Below are 12,945 nucleotides of genomic sequence, written 5' to 3' on the forward strand. Positions count from 1 at the left end.
CCCGGCCGGGGCGGGCGGGGCGGGCCTCCGCCCGCTCGGCGCGCGCCGCGGGCTCCGGGCACGTCCGCCTTCCGGGTTCAGCCGTGCTGGGAGGCGCTTTCGGCCCCCGGGCGTGCGGCGGTGGCGCCGAGGCCCTTGCCGTCGTCGGCGGTGAGGGTGAGGGCCTTGCCCTTGATCGTGTACGTGACCTTGCCGTCCAGGGCGGCGAGCACCGCGCGCTCCGTCTTCATCTCCGCCTCCGGGCACATCTTCCGGGTGCCTGCCAACGGTCCGAACGTGATCGTGGAGCCCTTGACCGTGGCCTTGCCGCTGAAGGAGTTGCAGCCGGAGTTGCCCCGTACGGTGCCGTCGTCGGCGAAGGTCAGATGGGGTGCCCGCTCCTTCGGCAGATCCGCCGGTACGGTCGTGGCGGTCTCACCGCTGAGGAGTGTGGTCACCGCCCACCGGGTGCCGACCAGGTCGGCGGGCTTCTCCTCGCTGAGCTCCATGGTGTGGCCGCCTTCCTTGGTGAGGGTCAGCTTCTCCCCGGAGAGCTTCGCGGTGAGCTCGCCGCCCATCGCGTCGATGGCGGCCTTCTCGAACTTCTCGATGTCCTCGTCGCACGCCATCTGCGTGGTGACGGGCTTGCCCAGGGTGATCCGGTCACCCTCCACCCGGGCGTCCACGCCGATGTGGTTGCAGCCGAAGTCGGCCGTGGCCCGGCCCTTCGGGTCGATCTCCATCCGGGCCCCCTCCGGGGCCTCGGTCTTCTTGCCGCCGACGGTCACCGAGTCGACGCTCCAGGCGACCCCGGTGACGGGGACGTCGCTCCGCACGGTGTCGCCGCCGTCGCCGGAGCCGGAGCCGGAACCCGACTCCGTACCGCAGGCGGCGAGGGTGAGGAGGGCCAGGACACTGACGCTGAGGGTCATCCGTTGGGTGCGCATGGCGATGTGACGGAACGGGGGGCCGATCCGGTTCCGCCCACTCCGCTTCGCGGCGGCCGCCTCAGCCCAGCAGCGGCAGCAGCGCGGCCAGGTCGGCGCGCTCCCCACTGGCGCTGACCTCGGCGTCCTCCAGGGCCCGCGCCCACTCCGTACGCCCGGTGGCGAGCCGGATCCAGGTCAGCGGTCCGGTCTCCATGACATTCGGCGGGGTGCCCCGGGTGTGCTTGGGCCCGCCGATGCACTGGACCACCGCGAACGGCGGGACCCGCACCTCCACCGAACCGCCGGGCGCCCGGTCCGCGAGGGCGTCGGCCAGCAGCCGGGTGCAGGCGGCCAGGGCCTGGCGGTCGTAGGGGATCTCCAGCCCGAGCGCCTCGTTCAGGTCGTCCGTGTGGACGACCAGCTCGACGGTCCGGGTGACCAGGTAGTCGGTCAGCCGCATGGAGCCGACCCGGACGGACAGCAGCCGCTCCCCCGTGCCGGTGGCCGGAACGGCCCCGGTGAACCCCGCTTCCGCCTCTTCGAACAACGTGCCGAGGTCGGGGCGGCCGGCAGCCGCCTCCTCGACGTCCTCGGCGATCCGGGCGGCGTGCGCGGCGGTGGTCGACGGCCATTCCAGCAGGGCGACCCGGGGTCCCGGCCCGGGCGGCTCCGGCAGGGCCAGGGCCCGGGTGACGCTGCTCAGCCCGGTCGCGACGTGCACGACGAGCTCGCGCACCGTCCAGTCGCCGAGCCGGGTCGGCCGGGCGAGCTGGTCGGGCGTCAACACGGCGACGGCGTCCCGGACATGGGCGAACTGGGTGAGGACCGCCGTCCGGGTCCTGAGGTGGTCGTAGGCGCGCGGGCGGCGCTTCTTGGCCGGGGGCATGGGGCCGAGACTAACCGGCCCCACTGACATCGCCCGCCCGGGTCAGGCCTCCGCGACCTGCTCCCCGGTCGGCGTCCCGGCCCGCACCTCGGCCTGCTCGCCGACCGTGAACGTCTCCTTGTTCGCGGGCACTCCGACGCCCCGCCAGGTGAAGGGGACGCCCCGGGCGTCGTCGAGGTCCGGGCTATCCATCAGATGGAAGTGGAGGTGCGGTTCGGTGGTGTTGCCGGAGTTTCCCACCCGCCCGAGCAACTGGCCGGCGCGCACGGTCTCCCCGGCCTTCACCCGGAGCGAGCCGCGCTGGACGTGGGCGTACACGGCGTACGTGCCACCGCCGAGGTCGAGGATCACGTGGTTGCCGATGATCCGACGTGCGCCGAGAAGGTCTCGTGCAGCTCCCTCGATCAGCATCAGGTAGGCGAGGGCCGGCAGCGAGTTGCGGCTCAGGTGGTCGCGCTGGCCGTCGCTCGCCTTCACGACCGTGGCGTCGGCCACCGCGAGCAGCGGGGCGCCGAAGGCAGGGAAGTCGCGGTTGCGGCGTACGACCGGCCAGAAGAGGCGGAACGGCGGGCGGGCCGGGGCCCCGCCCTCCTCCGTCTCCGGATCGGCCACGATGTCGATCGCGTACGTCTGCCCGTAGACGTGCGTACCGTGGCTCGGCACCTTGTCCGCCGGGCTGTTGAGGGCGGTCCAGCGGCCGGTCACCGGCGGTTCGACCTCCACGGCCGGGCGTTGCTTCGCCTCCCCCTTCGGGCCGCTACGGCTCAGGGTGAGCCCGATGACCAGAGCCACGCCCATGGGCACGAAGGTGAGGCCGACCGGCAACAACGGTTCGGAGAGGACTCCGGTGAGCACCAGCGCGAGAAAGACGAGCCAGCTCACTCGGTAGAGCAGCATCATGGCTTTGCGGACGGACATGATCTTTCCCCCTGGTTTCATGGTCTTGGCTTCAGGGCCGCGCCGCCGTCAGCACCACCAGCAGCGGCACCACGCGGACCGCCGGGACCTCGTAGCGGCCGCGGCCCGCGGCGTGCAGCCAGCCCGCGCCGGTCAGCTGGCGCAGGTGGTGGTAGATCTGGCCGGTGGTGCCCAGCTCGTCGAGCGCGGCCAGTTCGGCGGTCGTCCTCAGGCCGCCGAGGATCTCGCGGAGCAGCCGCAGCCGGACCGGGTGGCCCAGCGCGGCGAACGAATCGGCGGCGTCCGCCCAGTCCCCGTCGAACAGGGCCTCGGTGAGGGCGCCGTACTGCCACTCGTAGCTCTCGCCGGTGGGCAGCCGTACCGAGCCCGTGTAGAGCACTCCCCCGTCGGCCGCGGCCTCCCCGACCTCGGCGAGCTGCTGTTTCAGCCCGTCCAGCGCCCAGAAGTCGCCGTCGCCCAGGCGGGGGGACTCGGAGTCCCGCCGCTCCAGTGCCGTGAGCCGCCTCTCCAGCTCGGCGACCCGCTGCTCCAGCTCCATGACACCAACCTTACGTAATTACGTAATCTCTGACAAGAGTGTGGGGGAAACGGCCGAAGCCCCCGCCCGGAGGACCCGGGCGGGGGCTTCGGCGACGCCGGTCGGCGCGCGGCTCAGGCGAGCAGCGCGGGGATCGTCGCCTCGTGTGCCGTACGGAGCTCGCTCAGCGGGATGCTGAACTCGCCCTGGATCTCGATCTCCTCGCCGTCGACGACGCCGATGCGGGTGACGGGCAGACCGCGCGCGCCGCACATGTCGTTGAAGCGGAGCTCCTCGCTGCGCGGGATCGAGACGACCGCGCGTCCCGCCGACTCGGAGAACAGGAACGTGAACGCGTCCAGACCGTCCGGCACGACCAGCCGGGCGCCCTTCCCGCCGCGCAGGCAGGACTCGGTGACGGCCTGGATCAGGCCGCCGTCGCTCAGGTCGTGGGCGGCGTCGATCATGCCGTCGCGGGAGGCCGAGATGAGGATCTCGGCGAGCAGCTTCTCGCGGCCGAGGTCCACCTTCGGCGGCAGGCCGCCCAGGTGCTGGTGGACGACCTCGGACCAGGCCGAACCGCCGAACTCCTCGGCCGTGTCGCCCAGCAGGTAGAGGAGCTGGCCCTCGTGCGCGAAGGCGACCGGCGTACGCCGGTTGACGTCGTCGATCACGCCGAGCACGGCCACGACCGGTGTCGGGTGGATCGCCGTCTCACCGGTCTGGTTGTACAGCGAGACGTTGCCGCCGGTGACCGGGGTGCCCAGCTCCAGGCAGCCGTCCGCGAGACCGCGGGTGGCCTCGGCGAACTGCCACATGACGTCCGGGTCCTCGGGGGAGCCGAAGTTCAGGCAGTCCGAGATGGCCAGCGGCTTCGCGCCGGAGGCGGCGACGTTGCGGTACGACTCCGCCAGCGCGAGCTGCGCGCCGGTGTACGGGTCGAGCTTGGCGTACCGGCCGTTGCCGTCGGTCGCCATGGCCACGCCCAGGTTCGACTCGGCGTCGATGCGGACCATGCCCGCGTCCTCCGGCATCGCCAGCACGGTGTTGCCCTGCACGAAGCGGTCGTACTGGTCGGTGATCCACGCCTTGGAGGCCTGGTTCGGGGAGGCGACCAGCTTCAGGACCTGCTCGCGCAGCTCGGCCGCGTCCGCCGGGCGGGCGAGCTTGCCGGCGTCGTCCGCCTGGAGCGCGTCCTGCCAGGACGGGCGGGCGAACGGGCGGTGGTAGACGGGGCCGTCGTGGGCGACCGAGCGCGGCGGCACGTCCACGATCTGCTCGCCGTGCCAGAAGATCTCCAGCTGGGAGCCCTCGGTCACCTCACCGATGACGGTGGCGATGACGTCCCACTTCTCGCAGATCTCCAGGAAGCGGTCCACGTGCTGCGGCTCGACGATCGCGCACATGCGCTCCTGCGACTCGCTCATGAGGATTTCCTCGGGCGAGAGGGAGGAGTCGCGCAGGGGCACGGTGTCCAGCTCGACGCGCATGCCGCCGGAACCGGCGGAGGCCAGCTCGCTGGTGGCGCAGGAGAGCCCGGCGCCGCCGAGGTCCTGGATGCCCGCGACGAGCTTCTCGCCGAAGATCTCCAGGGTGCACTCGATGAGGAGCTTCTCCTGGAACGGGTCGCCGACCTGGACGGCGGGGCGCTTGGCCGGCCCGGTGGACTCGAAGGTCTCGCTCGCCAGCACGGAGACGCCGCCGATGCCGTCGCCGCCGGTGCGGGCGCCGTACAGGATGACCTTGTTGCCGGGGCCGGACGCCTGCGCGAGGTGGATGTCCTCGTGCTTCATCACGCCGATGCAGCCGGCGTTGACGAGCGGGTTGCCCTGGTAGCAGGCGTCGAAGACGACCTCGCCGCCGATGTTGGGCAGGCCCAGGCAGTTGCCGTAGCCGCCGATGCCCGCGACGACGCCCGGCAGGACGCGCTTGGTGTCGGGGTGGTCGGCCGCGCCGAAGCGCAGCGGGTCGACGACCGCGATCGGGCGGGCGCCCATGGCGAGGATGTCGCGGACGATGCCGCCGATGCCGGTGGCCGCGCCCTGGTAGGGCTCGATGTACGAGGGGTGGTTGTGCGACTCGACCTTGAAGGTGACCGCGTACCCCTGGCCGACGTCGACGACGCCGGCGTTCTCGCCGATGCCGACGAGCATGGCGTCGTTGGCGGGGACCTTCTCGCCGAACTGCTTGAGGTGGACCTTGCTGCTCTTGTACGAGCAGTGCTCCGACCACATCACGGAGTACATGGCGAGCTCGGCGCCGGTGGGGCGGCGGCCCAGGATCTCGCGGATCCGGGCGTACTCGTCCTCCTTGAGGCCGAGCTCCTTCCAGGGCTGCTCGGCGTCCGGGGTCTCGGCCGCGTGCTTGACCGTATCCAGGCTCATGCGTTGACCAGCTTCTTGATGATCGAGGTGAAGAAACCGAGGCCGTCGGTGCGACCGGTGCCGATGAGCGGCTCCACGGCGTGCTCCGGGTGCGGCATCAGGCCGACGATGTTGCCCGCGGCGTTGGTGATGCCCGCGATGTCGCGGAGCGAGCCGTTGGGGTTGCCGTCCAGGTAGCGGAAGGCGACGCGGCCCTCGGCCTCCAGCTCGTCGAGCGTGTGCTCGTCGGCGGTGTACCGGCCGTCCATGTTCTTGAGCGGGACCCTGATCTCCTGGCCGGCGGCGTAGTCCGAGGTCCAGGCGGTCTCCGCGTTCTCCACCCGCAGGCTCTGGTCGCGGCAGACGAAGTGGAGGTGGTTGTTGCGCAGCATCGCGCCGGGCAGCAGGTGCGCCTCGGTCAGGATCTGGAAACCGTTGCAGATGCCGAGGACCGGCATACCGGCCTTCGCCTGCTCGATGAGGGTTTCCATGACCGGCGAGAAGCGGGAAATCGCTCCGGCGCGGAGGTAGTCCCCGTAGGAGAAACCGCCCGCCAGCACGACCGCGTCGACCTGGTGCAGGTCCTTGTCGCGGTGCCAGAGGGATACGGGCTCGGCGCCCGCGATCCGCACGGCGCGCAGGGCGTCCTGATCGTCGAGGGTGCCGGGAAAAGTGACGACGCCGATACGGGTGGTCACTTCTCCTCCTCCACCTTCACGACGAAGTCCTCGATGACGGTGTTGGCGAGGAACGTCTCGGCCAGCTCGTTAATACGGGCGAGGGCGGCGTCGTCGACCGGCCCCTCGACCTCCAGCTCGAAACGCTTTCCCTGACGAACGTCCGCGATTCCCTCGAAGCCGAGACGGGGCAGTGCACGCTGCACCGCCTGTCCCTGCGGGTCGAGGATCTCGGGCTTGAGCATGACGTCGACTACGACGCGTGCCACTGGCACTCCCGGTGTGGTGGTGTGGTGCGGCTGTCTCTCCGGGGGGTTCCCCAGACCCCCGCGGGTCCACTCAGCGTACCTGGCCAAAATTTCTACGCGGGTAGATATCGGGCGGGACGGACACGGCGGGCACCCTGCGCGGATCACGCCGAGATATCGGCCGCGACACCGTGCGGGAAAAGGTCTGGAAAAATCGCGCCCGGATTGCACACGGATTGCACACGGACACGCGGATGTAATTGGCTGGGCTTCACAATGCGGCACCCACCGCTGTACAAATGATTACCGGGGAAAGCAACATTGCCCCGGGGACAACGGAACAGTCGACATCTCGTCGATCCACATCCGCCCGCCTGGCAGCCGGAAGGCAGGCATCCGCGCACGAAGGACGCGCGGGCGCCGTAGGAAAGGACCGATATCCGTGGCTCAGCGCGTAGTGGTGACGCTCTCCGACGACATCGACGGGGGAGCAGCGGCGGAAACGGTGACCTTCGCCCTGGACGGGAAGACGTACGAGATCGATCTCAATCCCGCCAATGCGAAGAAACTGCGGAAGGCCCTGGCTCCTTACGTGGCCGCCGGCCGAAAGCAGACAAATGCCAGCAAGCACGGCAGGACGCCCACGGCCTACCACCACACCTCCCTCGCCCCGGACCCCGCGGCCGTCCGCGCCTGGGCCCGCTCGCACCGGATGGAGGTGCCGGCCCGGGGCCGCATCCCGAAGAAGGTCTACGAGGCGTTCGACGCGGCGAGTTGAGCCGCGGCGGTCACCGCCGGCCGAACCGCCGCGGTGTCGGCGGGACCCCTCGCGCCGACTCCGGACCGGGCGGACCGGCCGGACCGCCGGGGGCAGCGGGCCCGGGATCCGGACGCTCCGTCAGGCGGCCCCGGGCGCCCCGCCGGCCGGGTCCGGGGGCCCGTTCCGCGGGGCCCTCGGGGAGCCGACTTGCGCGACACCCCTGCAGGTCGGCTAGAGTCTGGAGCACGCCGAGGGGCGAGGCCGCAAAGCCGAATCCCACGCAGCGTGCGGGTGTAGTTCAGTAGTAGAACATCCCCCTTCCAGGGGGAAGGCGCAGTGTGCAATTCCTGTCACCCGCTCTGCACGACTCTTCGGACCACTTCGTTGGATCAGGTAGAGTAGTGCTCGCTCCACCGGTGAAAGCCGAGTGGCTGCACTGCGGACGTAGCTCAGTTGGTAGAGCGCAACCTTGCCAAGGTTGAGGTCGCCAGTTCGAACCTGGTCGTCCGCTCAGCATCAAAGGCCCTGACCTTCTCGGTCAGGGCCTTTGTCGTGCTCCCGCACTCCCCGGGAGCCCCGCGCTCCCCCGAAGCCCCGCATGACGCCCGGAGCCCCGCATGACGTTTGTCATGCGCAGTGGTGACAGCGCGCACTGCTCGCGGGTTCGTTCCGGCGGAAACCTTGAAGCATGACCAGCGACGACATTCTCAGCGACCGCGTGGACGGTCCCGTGATCGAGGCGAACGAGGTCCGCCGACGTTACGCCGGCGGCTTCGAGGCCGTGTCCGGGATCTCCTTCTCCGTGGCCCGCGGCGAACTGTTCGCCCTGCTCGGGACGAACGGCGCGGGCAAGACCTCCACCGTGGAACTCCTCGAAGGCCTGGCGCCGCCGACCGACGGGACGGTACGGGTCCTCGGCCACGACCCGTACCGCGAACGCGCCGCCGTCCGCCCCCGTACCGGGGTGATGCTCCAGGAAGGCGGCTTCCCCTCCGACCTCACGGTCATGGAGACCGTACGCATGTGGTCGGCCTGCACCACCGGCGCACGCCCCGCCGGCGAGGCCCTGGAGATGGTCGGCCTGACCGGCCGGGGAAACGTACGGGTCAAGCAGCTGTCCGGCGGTGAGAAGCGCCGCCTCGACCTGGCGCTGGCCCTGACGTCCCGGCCCGAGGTGCTCTTCCTCGACGAGCCGACGACCGGGCTGGACGCCGAGGGCAGGCAGGAGACCTGGGAGCTCGTCCGGGCGCTGCGGGACAACGGCACGACCGTGCTGCTGACCACGCACTACCTGGAGGAGGCCGAGGCGCTCGCGGACCGGCTGGCGATCATGCACCAGGGGAGGATCGTGACGACCGGGACCATCGCCGAGGTGACCGCGCAGCAGCCCGCCAGGATCCGGTTCGTGCTGCCCGAGGCCGTGCCGGCGGCGCGCCTGCCGCTCTCGCTGCGGGCCGCGGCGGAAGGGTCCCGGGTCGAGATCCGCACCCCCGCCCTCCAGGAGTCGCTGCACGAACTCCTGGAGTGGGCCCGGGAGTCCGGCGTACGGCTGCACGGCCTCGACGCCCGCTCCGCCTCCTTGGAAGAGGCGTTCCTCGACATCGCGAAGACCCAGCACGCGCCCCGGGACCAGGACCCGCGCCGGGCCGACGACCGCTCCGCCCGCTCCGGCGGCGCGAAGAGCACGAAGAGCACGAAGAGCACGAAGAAGGTGACGGCATGACGACCACCACGACCCCCGTCCGCGACCGGACGTCCGCCGCCTCCCCCACGGGCACGGCGGCCGTGGCCCGGCGGCTGACCGCCCTCGGCCGCGCCGAGCTGATCCTCCTGCTGCGCAACCGGACCGCGATCGTCGTGGCCCTGCTGCTGCCCATCACGATGATCTTCGCGATGCGGTCCTCGCTCGAACAGATCGACCTCGGCGGCACCGGGCTCACCGTCGCGGGCGCCACCCTGACCGGCGGCATCGGCATGGTGCTCGTCCAGGTCGTCTACATGAACCTCGTCTCCGCCTACGTCGCCCGGCGCGAGGAACTCGTCCTGAAGCGGCTGCGCACCGGCGAGATCTCCGACCGCGAGATCCTGATCGGCACCGCGCTGCCGTCCGTCGCGCTGGCGCTCGCCCAGTGCGTGCTGCTGGTGGTGGCCGGCGCCATCGCCTTCGACCTGAGCGCCCCGCACCGCCCCGACCTCCTGCTGGCCGGACTGCTGCTGGGCTTCGTCCTGATGTCCGCCCTGGCGGCGGCGACCACCGCGATCACCCGGACGGTGCAGACCTCACAGCTCACCACCCTGCCACTGTTCTTCGTCTCGATGTTCGGCTCCGGGCTGTTCGTCCCGCTGGCGGTGTTCCCGGACAGGCTGGCCTCCGTCCTGGAGCTGCTGCCGATGACGGGCGTGATGACCCTGGTCCGGCACGGCTGGCTCGGCGGCGTGGAGAGCGGCGACCTGTTCACGGCCGGGGTGACCGCGCTGGCCTGGACCGCTTTCGGCGTGTTTGCTGTGCGACGGTGGTTCCGCTGGGACCCGCGCGGCTGACATGAAGGGGCCGAGGGGTGTTGTGACCGGTCGCGTACGGGGACGGCGGCGCGGCTGACATGAAGGGGCTGAGAGATGTGATCGGTCGGGTACGGGGCTGGCGGCGCGACTGGCACGAGCGCAGCAAGCTGGAGCGCATCGACCTCTACACCCGGTTGACGCTCTGCTCGATCACCTGGTTCTTCGCGGTGTCCTGGGGGCTGCTGCCGCTCGGCGAGACCCTGGACGAGGGACCGGTGGCGATGGCCCTGGGAGCGGCGTTCCTCGCCGCCAACCTCGCCCAGTCCGTGCTGAGCAACCGCAATCTGACCCCCGCCTTCGACGACTACCGGAGGACGGAGCCGTTCCCTCCGGGGCGGTTGCGCCTGCCCGTCGCGCTCCAGGTGCTGATGACCGGCCTCCTGGTGGCACTCGCGGCGGTGGGAGGCGTGAAGGACGAGGGGCTCGTGCTGCTGGTGCTGGACCTGCCCGTGGCGTTCCTCATCCCGTACGTCCTGATCGTCCCGGTCCGGACGTTCCTGCTCCACGCCACCGTCTTCTCGGCGACCGTCCTGGGACTCCTGGCGGCCGTGGGGGTGCCGGCCGGGCTGCTCCTGGGGGCGGTCGTCTCGCTGGTCGTCGTCACCCTGCTGGTGCTCGTCTCGGCCCGGCCGAGCGTCTGGAGCCTGTCCGTGATGTGGCAGGCGGAGGAGGCGCGGGACATGCAGGCCCGGCTGGCGGTGGCGGAGGAGCGGCTGCGGTTCGGCCGGGACATGCACGACGTGCTCGGCCGGAACCTGTCGGTGATCGCCCTGAAGAGCGAGCTGGCCGTGGAGCTGGCCCAGCGCGGGAACCCCGCGGCGATGGACCAGATGGTCGAGGTGCAGCGGATCGCCCGCGCCTCCCAGCAGGAGGTCCGCGATGTCGTACGCGGCTACCGGGAGGCCGACCTGCCCACTGAACTCATGGGAGCGCGGGGTGTGTTGCAGGCCGCCGGAATCACCTGCACCGTCGAGGGCGCGGACGGCCCGGCCGGCATCGGGGCCCCCGCCGCCGTCCAGGCCGCGCTCGGCTGGGTGGTGCGCGAGACCGCGACGAACGTCCTGCGCCACGGCGACCCCCGCCACTGCTGGATCCGGCTCGCGCGGAGACGGGACGCGGTGGTCCTGGAGGTCGAGAACGACGGGGCCGGCGCCACCCGCCCGCTCGGCGGCGCGGACGAGGACGACGGCGGCGGTTCGGGCCTGGCCGGGCTGCGGGTACGGCTCGGCGCGCTCGGCGGATCGCTCACCGCCGGACCCGCCGGGGACGATCTCTTCCGGGTGACGGCGACGGTGCCGCTCACGGCTCACCGCCCGGACCCGAACGGCCACCTCGCACCGTCCCCCGAACCCTCTGCCTCTCCCGCTCTCCCGGAGGAACGATGACCACCGCGCAGCCCCTGCGGGTCCTGCTGGCCGACGACGAGCACCTGATCCGGGGCGCGCTGGCCGCGCTGCTCGCCCTGGAGGAGGACCTCGTCGTGGTCGCGGAGGCCGCGAGCGGCCCCGAGGCCCTGGCGATGGCCCTGGCGCACCGGCCCGACGTCGCCGTCCTGGACCTCCAGATGCCGGGCGCGGACGGTGTGAAGGTCGCCACATCGCTGCGGACCGAACTGCCCCACTGCCGCACCATGATCGTGACCAGCCACGGCCGCCCCGGGCACCTCAAGCGGGCGCTGGCCGCCGGCGTACGGGGGTTCGTGCCGAAGACGGTCAGCGCCCGGCGACTGGCGGAGATCATCCGCACCGTCCACGCCGGAAACCGTTACGTCGATCCCGAGTTGGCGGCCGACGCCATCTCCGCCGGGGACTCCCCGCTGACCGCCAGGGAGGCCGAGGTGCTCGAACTGGCGGCGGACGGGGCACCGGTCGCGGAGATCGCGGAGCGGGCCTCCCTGTCCCAGGGGACGGTCCGCAACTACCTCTCCTCGGCCGCCACCAAGATCGGTGCGGAGAACCGGCACACGGCAGTGCGTCTCGCACGTGAGCGGGGTTGGGTATAGTAGGCATCGCGCTGCGGCGCACTGCGGACGTAGCTCAGTTGGTAGAGCGCAACCTTGCCAAGGTTGAGGTCGCCAGTTCGAACCTGGTCGTCCGCTCCGAGTGAAGAAGCCCCGGTCCTCTCGGACCGGGGCTTCTCGCGTATCCGGCTGCCGTTACGACCAGTTGGTGCCGGTCAGCACCTCGTACGCCTCGATGTACTTGGCGCGGGTCGCCGCCACGATCTCCTGCGGCAGCGCCGGGGGCGGCTGCTCGCTCGCGCGGACCCAGCCGGAGGCCGGCGAGGTCAGCCAGTCGCGCACGAACTGCTTGTCGAAGCTGGGCTGCGCCCGGCCGGGCTCCCAGGTGGCGGCGGGCCAGAAGCGCGAGGAGTCCGGGGTCAGCACCTCGTCGGCGATGATCAGCCGCTCGGTCCCGTCCGCGGTGGTCTCGAAGCCGAACTCGAACTTGGTGTCGGCCAGGATGATCCCGCGCCCGTGCGCGATGTCCCGGGCCCGGCGGTAGACGTCGAGCGTCGTGCGCCGCAGCTCGGCGGCCGTCTCGGCACCGACCTCGCGGGCGACGTCCTCGTAGCTGACGTTCTCGTCGTGGTCGCCGACGGCCGCCTTGGTGGCCGGGGTGAAGATCGGGCCGGGCAGCTCGGACCCGTTGACCAGGCCCTCGGGGAGGCCGATGTTGCAGACCGTACGGGTGGCGTCGTACTCGACGAGCCCGGAGCCGGTCAGATAGCCGCGGGCCACGCACTCGACCTCGACCATCCGCAGCGACTTGCAGATGAGGGTGCGGCCCGCCCAGTCGGCCGGGGCGCCCGGGGGCAGCTCGGTGGAGATGACGTGGTTGGGGACCAGGTCGGCCAGCTGGTCGAACCACCAGAGCGAGAGCCGGGTGAGGACGCGGCCCTTGTCGGGGATCTCGGTGGGCAGGACCCAGTCGTACGCGGAGATACGGTCGCTGGCGACCATGACGAGGTCGCCCGCCTCGTTCCGGTACAGGTCACGCACCTTGCCGGTGTGCAGGTGGGTGAGGCCCGGAACCTGTACGGGCTCGGGCTTTTCTACAAAACCGGACACGGTGCCTCCGCGTAGATTGATCCAGGAGCGGTTCCG

Annotated in this window: 13 protein-coding genes and 3 tRNA genes; 8 read left to right on the forward strand and 8 right to left on the reverse strand. The window is 71.3% G+C overall.

Annotation, left to right across the window (positions count from 1 at the left end):
• Positions 1 to 77 precede the first annotated feature (77 nt).
• The 7 genes from OG245_RS17650 to purS form a co-directional block, all read right to left on the reverse strand.
• Positions 78 to 926, reverse strand: coding sequence for an META domain-containing protein (locus tag OG245_RS17650; protein WP_371624469.1), 849 nt, complete (start codon positions 924 to 926; stop codon positions 78 to 80).
• Positions 927 to 987: 61 nt separating this feature from the next.
• Positions 988 to 1,794 carry a sterol carrier family protein gene (locus OG245_RS17655; RefSeq protein ID WP_371624470.1) on the reverse strand — a complete coding sequence of 269 codons (807 nt, stop codon included), beginning with the start codon at positions 1,792 to 1,794 and terminating at the stop codon, positions 988 to 990.
• A 42-nt stretch (positions 1,795 to 1,836) separates the two neighbouring features.
• The gene (locus OG245_RS17660) at positions 1,837 to 2,712 is read right to left on the reverse strand and encodes a M23 family metallopeptidase (RefSeq protein WP_371624471.1); all 876 of its coding nucleotides are present in this window, start codon (positions 2,710 to 2,712) and stop codon (positions 1,837 to 1,839) included.
• A gap of 31 nt (positions 2,713 to 2,743) precedes the next feature.
• Positions 2,744 to 3,250: an ArsR/SmtB family transcription factor gene (locus tag OG245_RS17665; protein ID WP_371624472.1), complete on the reverse strand. Its 507-nt coding sequence runs from the start codon at positions 3,248 to 3,250 to the stop codon at positions 2,744 to 2,746.
• Positions 3,251 to 3,363: 113 nt separating this feature from the next.
• A complete protein-coding gene (gene purL, locus OG245_RS17670; protein WP_371624473.1) occupies positions 3,364 to 5,613 on the reverse strand; it encodes a phosphoribosylformylglycinamidine synthase subunit PurL in 2,250 nt (749 codons plus the stop codon).
• On the reverse strand, positions 5,610 to 6,290 hold the full coding sequence (gene purQ / locus OG245_RS17675) for a phosphoribosylformylglycinamidine synthase subunit PurQ (protein ID WP_371624474.1): 681 nt from the start codon (positions 6,288 to 6,290) through the stop codon (positions 5,610 to 5,612). The genes purL and purQ overlap by 4 nt, the downstream gene beginning before the upstream one ends.
• Positions 6,287 to 6,538 carry a phosphoribosylformylglycinamidine synthase subunit PurS gene (purS, locus tag OG245_RS17680; RefSeq protein ID WP_003968034.1) on the reverse strand — a complete coding sequence of 84 codons (252 nt, stop codon included), beginning with the start codon at positions 6,536 to 6,538 and terminating at the stop codon, positions 6,287 to 6,289. Before purS ends, purQ begins: the two co-directional genes overlap by 4 nt.
• 421 nt (positions 6,539 to 6,959) lie before the next feature.
• On the opposite strand from purS, the gene OG245_RS17685 reads away from it, so the two are divergent.
• The 8 genes from OG245_RS17685 to OG245_RS17720 all read left to right on the forward strand — a co-directional run bounded on the left by OG245_RS17685 (position 6,960) and on the right by OG245_RS17720 (position 11,937).
• The gene (locus OG245_RS17685) at positions 6,960 to 7,295 is read left to right on the forward strand and encodes an Lsr2 family protein (RefSeq protein WP_215110039.1); all 336 of its coding nucleotides are present in this window, start codon (positions 6,960 to 6,962) and stop codon (positions 7,293 to 7,295) included.
• A 269-nt stretch (positions 7,296 to 7,564) separates the two neighbouring features.
• A tRNA-Gly gene (locus OG245_RS17690) sits at positions 7,565 to 7,636 on the forward strand.
• A 79-nt stretch (positions 7,637 to 7,715) separates the two neighbouring features.
• Positions 7,716 to 7,788 (forward strand) — tRNA-Gly (locus tag OG245_RS17695).
• 177 nt (positions 7,789 to 7,965) lie between these two features.
• Entirely contained in the window at positions 7,966 to 9,000 is a 1,035-nt protein-coding gene (locus tag OG245_RS17700; RefSeq protein ID WP_371624475.1) for an ABC transporter ATP-binding protein, read from the forward strand.
• Entirely contained in the window at positions 8,997 to 9,818 is an 822-nt protein-coding gene (locus tag OG245_RS17705; protein WP_371624476.1) for an ABC transporter permease, read from the forward strand. Before OG245_RS17700 ends, OG245_RS17705 begins: the two co-directional genes overlap by 4 nt.
• Before the next feature lie 59 nt (positions 9,819 to 9,877).
• On the forward strand, positions 9,878 to 11,224 hold the full coding sequence (locus OG245_RS17710) for a sensor histidine kinase (protein ID WP_371624477.1): 1,347 nt from the start codon (positions 9,878 to 9,880) through the stop codon (positions 11,222 to 11,224).
• The gene (locus OG245_RS17715; protein WP_003968028.1) at positions 11,221 to 11,841 is read left to right on the forward strand and encodes a response regulator transcription factor; all 621 of its coding nucleotides are present in this window, start codon (positions 11,221 to 11,223) and stop codon (positions 11,839 to 11,841) included. The genes OG245_RS17710 and OG245_RS17715 overlap by 4 nt, the downstream gene beginning before the upstream one ends.
• Before the next feature lie 23 nt (positions 11,842 to 11,864).
• Positions 11,865 to 11,937 (forward strand) — tRNA-Gly (locus OG245_RS17720).
• Positions 11,938 to 11,994: 57 nt separating this feature from the next.
• On the opposite strand, the gene OG245_RS17725 is transcribed toward OG245_RS17720, so the two are convergent.
• A complete protein-coding gene (locus OG245_RS17725) occupies positions 11,995 to 12,909 on the reverse strand; it encodes a phosphoribosylaminoimidazolesuccinocarboxamide synthase (protein WP_371624478.1) in 915 nt (304 codons plus the stop codon).
• Between the last annotated feature and the right edge of the window lie 36 nt (positions 12,910 to 12,945).

It is taken from the genome of Streptomyces sp. NBC_01116, from assembly GCF_041435495.1.
In the GTDB taxonomy this organism is placed as follows: domain Bacteria; phylum Actinomycetota; class Actinomycetes; order Streptomycetales; family Streptomycetaceae; genus Streptomyces.

What these genes read in the sequence shown, in the direction of transcription:
- OG245_RS17650 (WP_371624469.1), bottom strand. Translation starts at nt 926, where the DNA reads ATGCGCACCCAACGGATGACCCTCAGCGTCAGTGTCCTGGCCCTCCTC.
- OG245_RS17655 (WP_371624470.1), bottom strand. Translation starts at nt 1,794, where the DNA reads ATGCCCCCGGCCAAGAAGCGCCGCCCGCGCGCCTACGACCACCTCAGG.
- OG245_RS17660 (WP_371624471.1), bottom strand. Translation starts at nt 2,712, where the DNA reads ATGTCCGTCCGCAAAGCCATGATGCTGCTCTACCGAGTGAGCTGGCTC.
- OG245_RS17665 (WP_371624472.1), bottom strand. Translation starts at nt 3,250, where the DNA reads ATGGAGCTGGAGCAGCGGGTCGCCGAGCTGGAGAGGCGGCTCACGGCA.
- purL (WP_371624473.1), bottom strand. Translation starts at nt 5,613, where the DNA reads ATGAGCCTGGATACGGTCAAGCACGCGGCCGAGACCCCGGACGCCGAG.
- OG245_RS17700 (WP_371624475.1), top strand. Translation starts at nt 7,966, where the DNA reads ATGACCAGCGACGACATTCTCAGCGACCGCGTGGACGGTCCCGTGATC.
- OG245_RS17705 (WP_371624476.1), top strand. Translation starts at nt 8,997, where the DNA reads ATGACGACCACCACGACCCCCGTCCGCGACCGGACGTCCGCCGCCTCC.
- OG245_RS17710 (WP_371624477.1), top strand. Translation starts at nt 9,878, where the DNA reads ATGAAGGGGCTGAGAGATGTGATCGGTCGGGTACGGGGCTGGCGGCGC.
- OG245_RS17715 (WP_003968028.1), top strand. Translation starts at nt 11,221, where the DNA reads ATGACCACCGCGCAGCCCCTGCGGGTCCTGCTGGCCGACGACGAGCAC.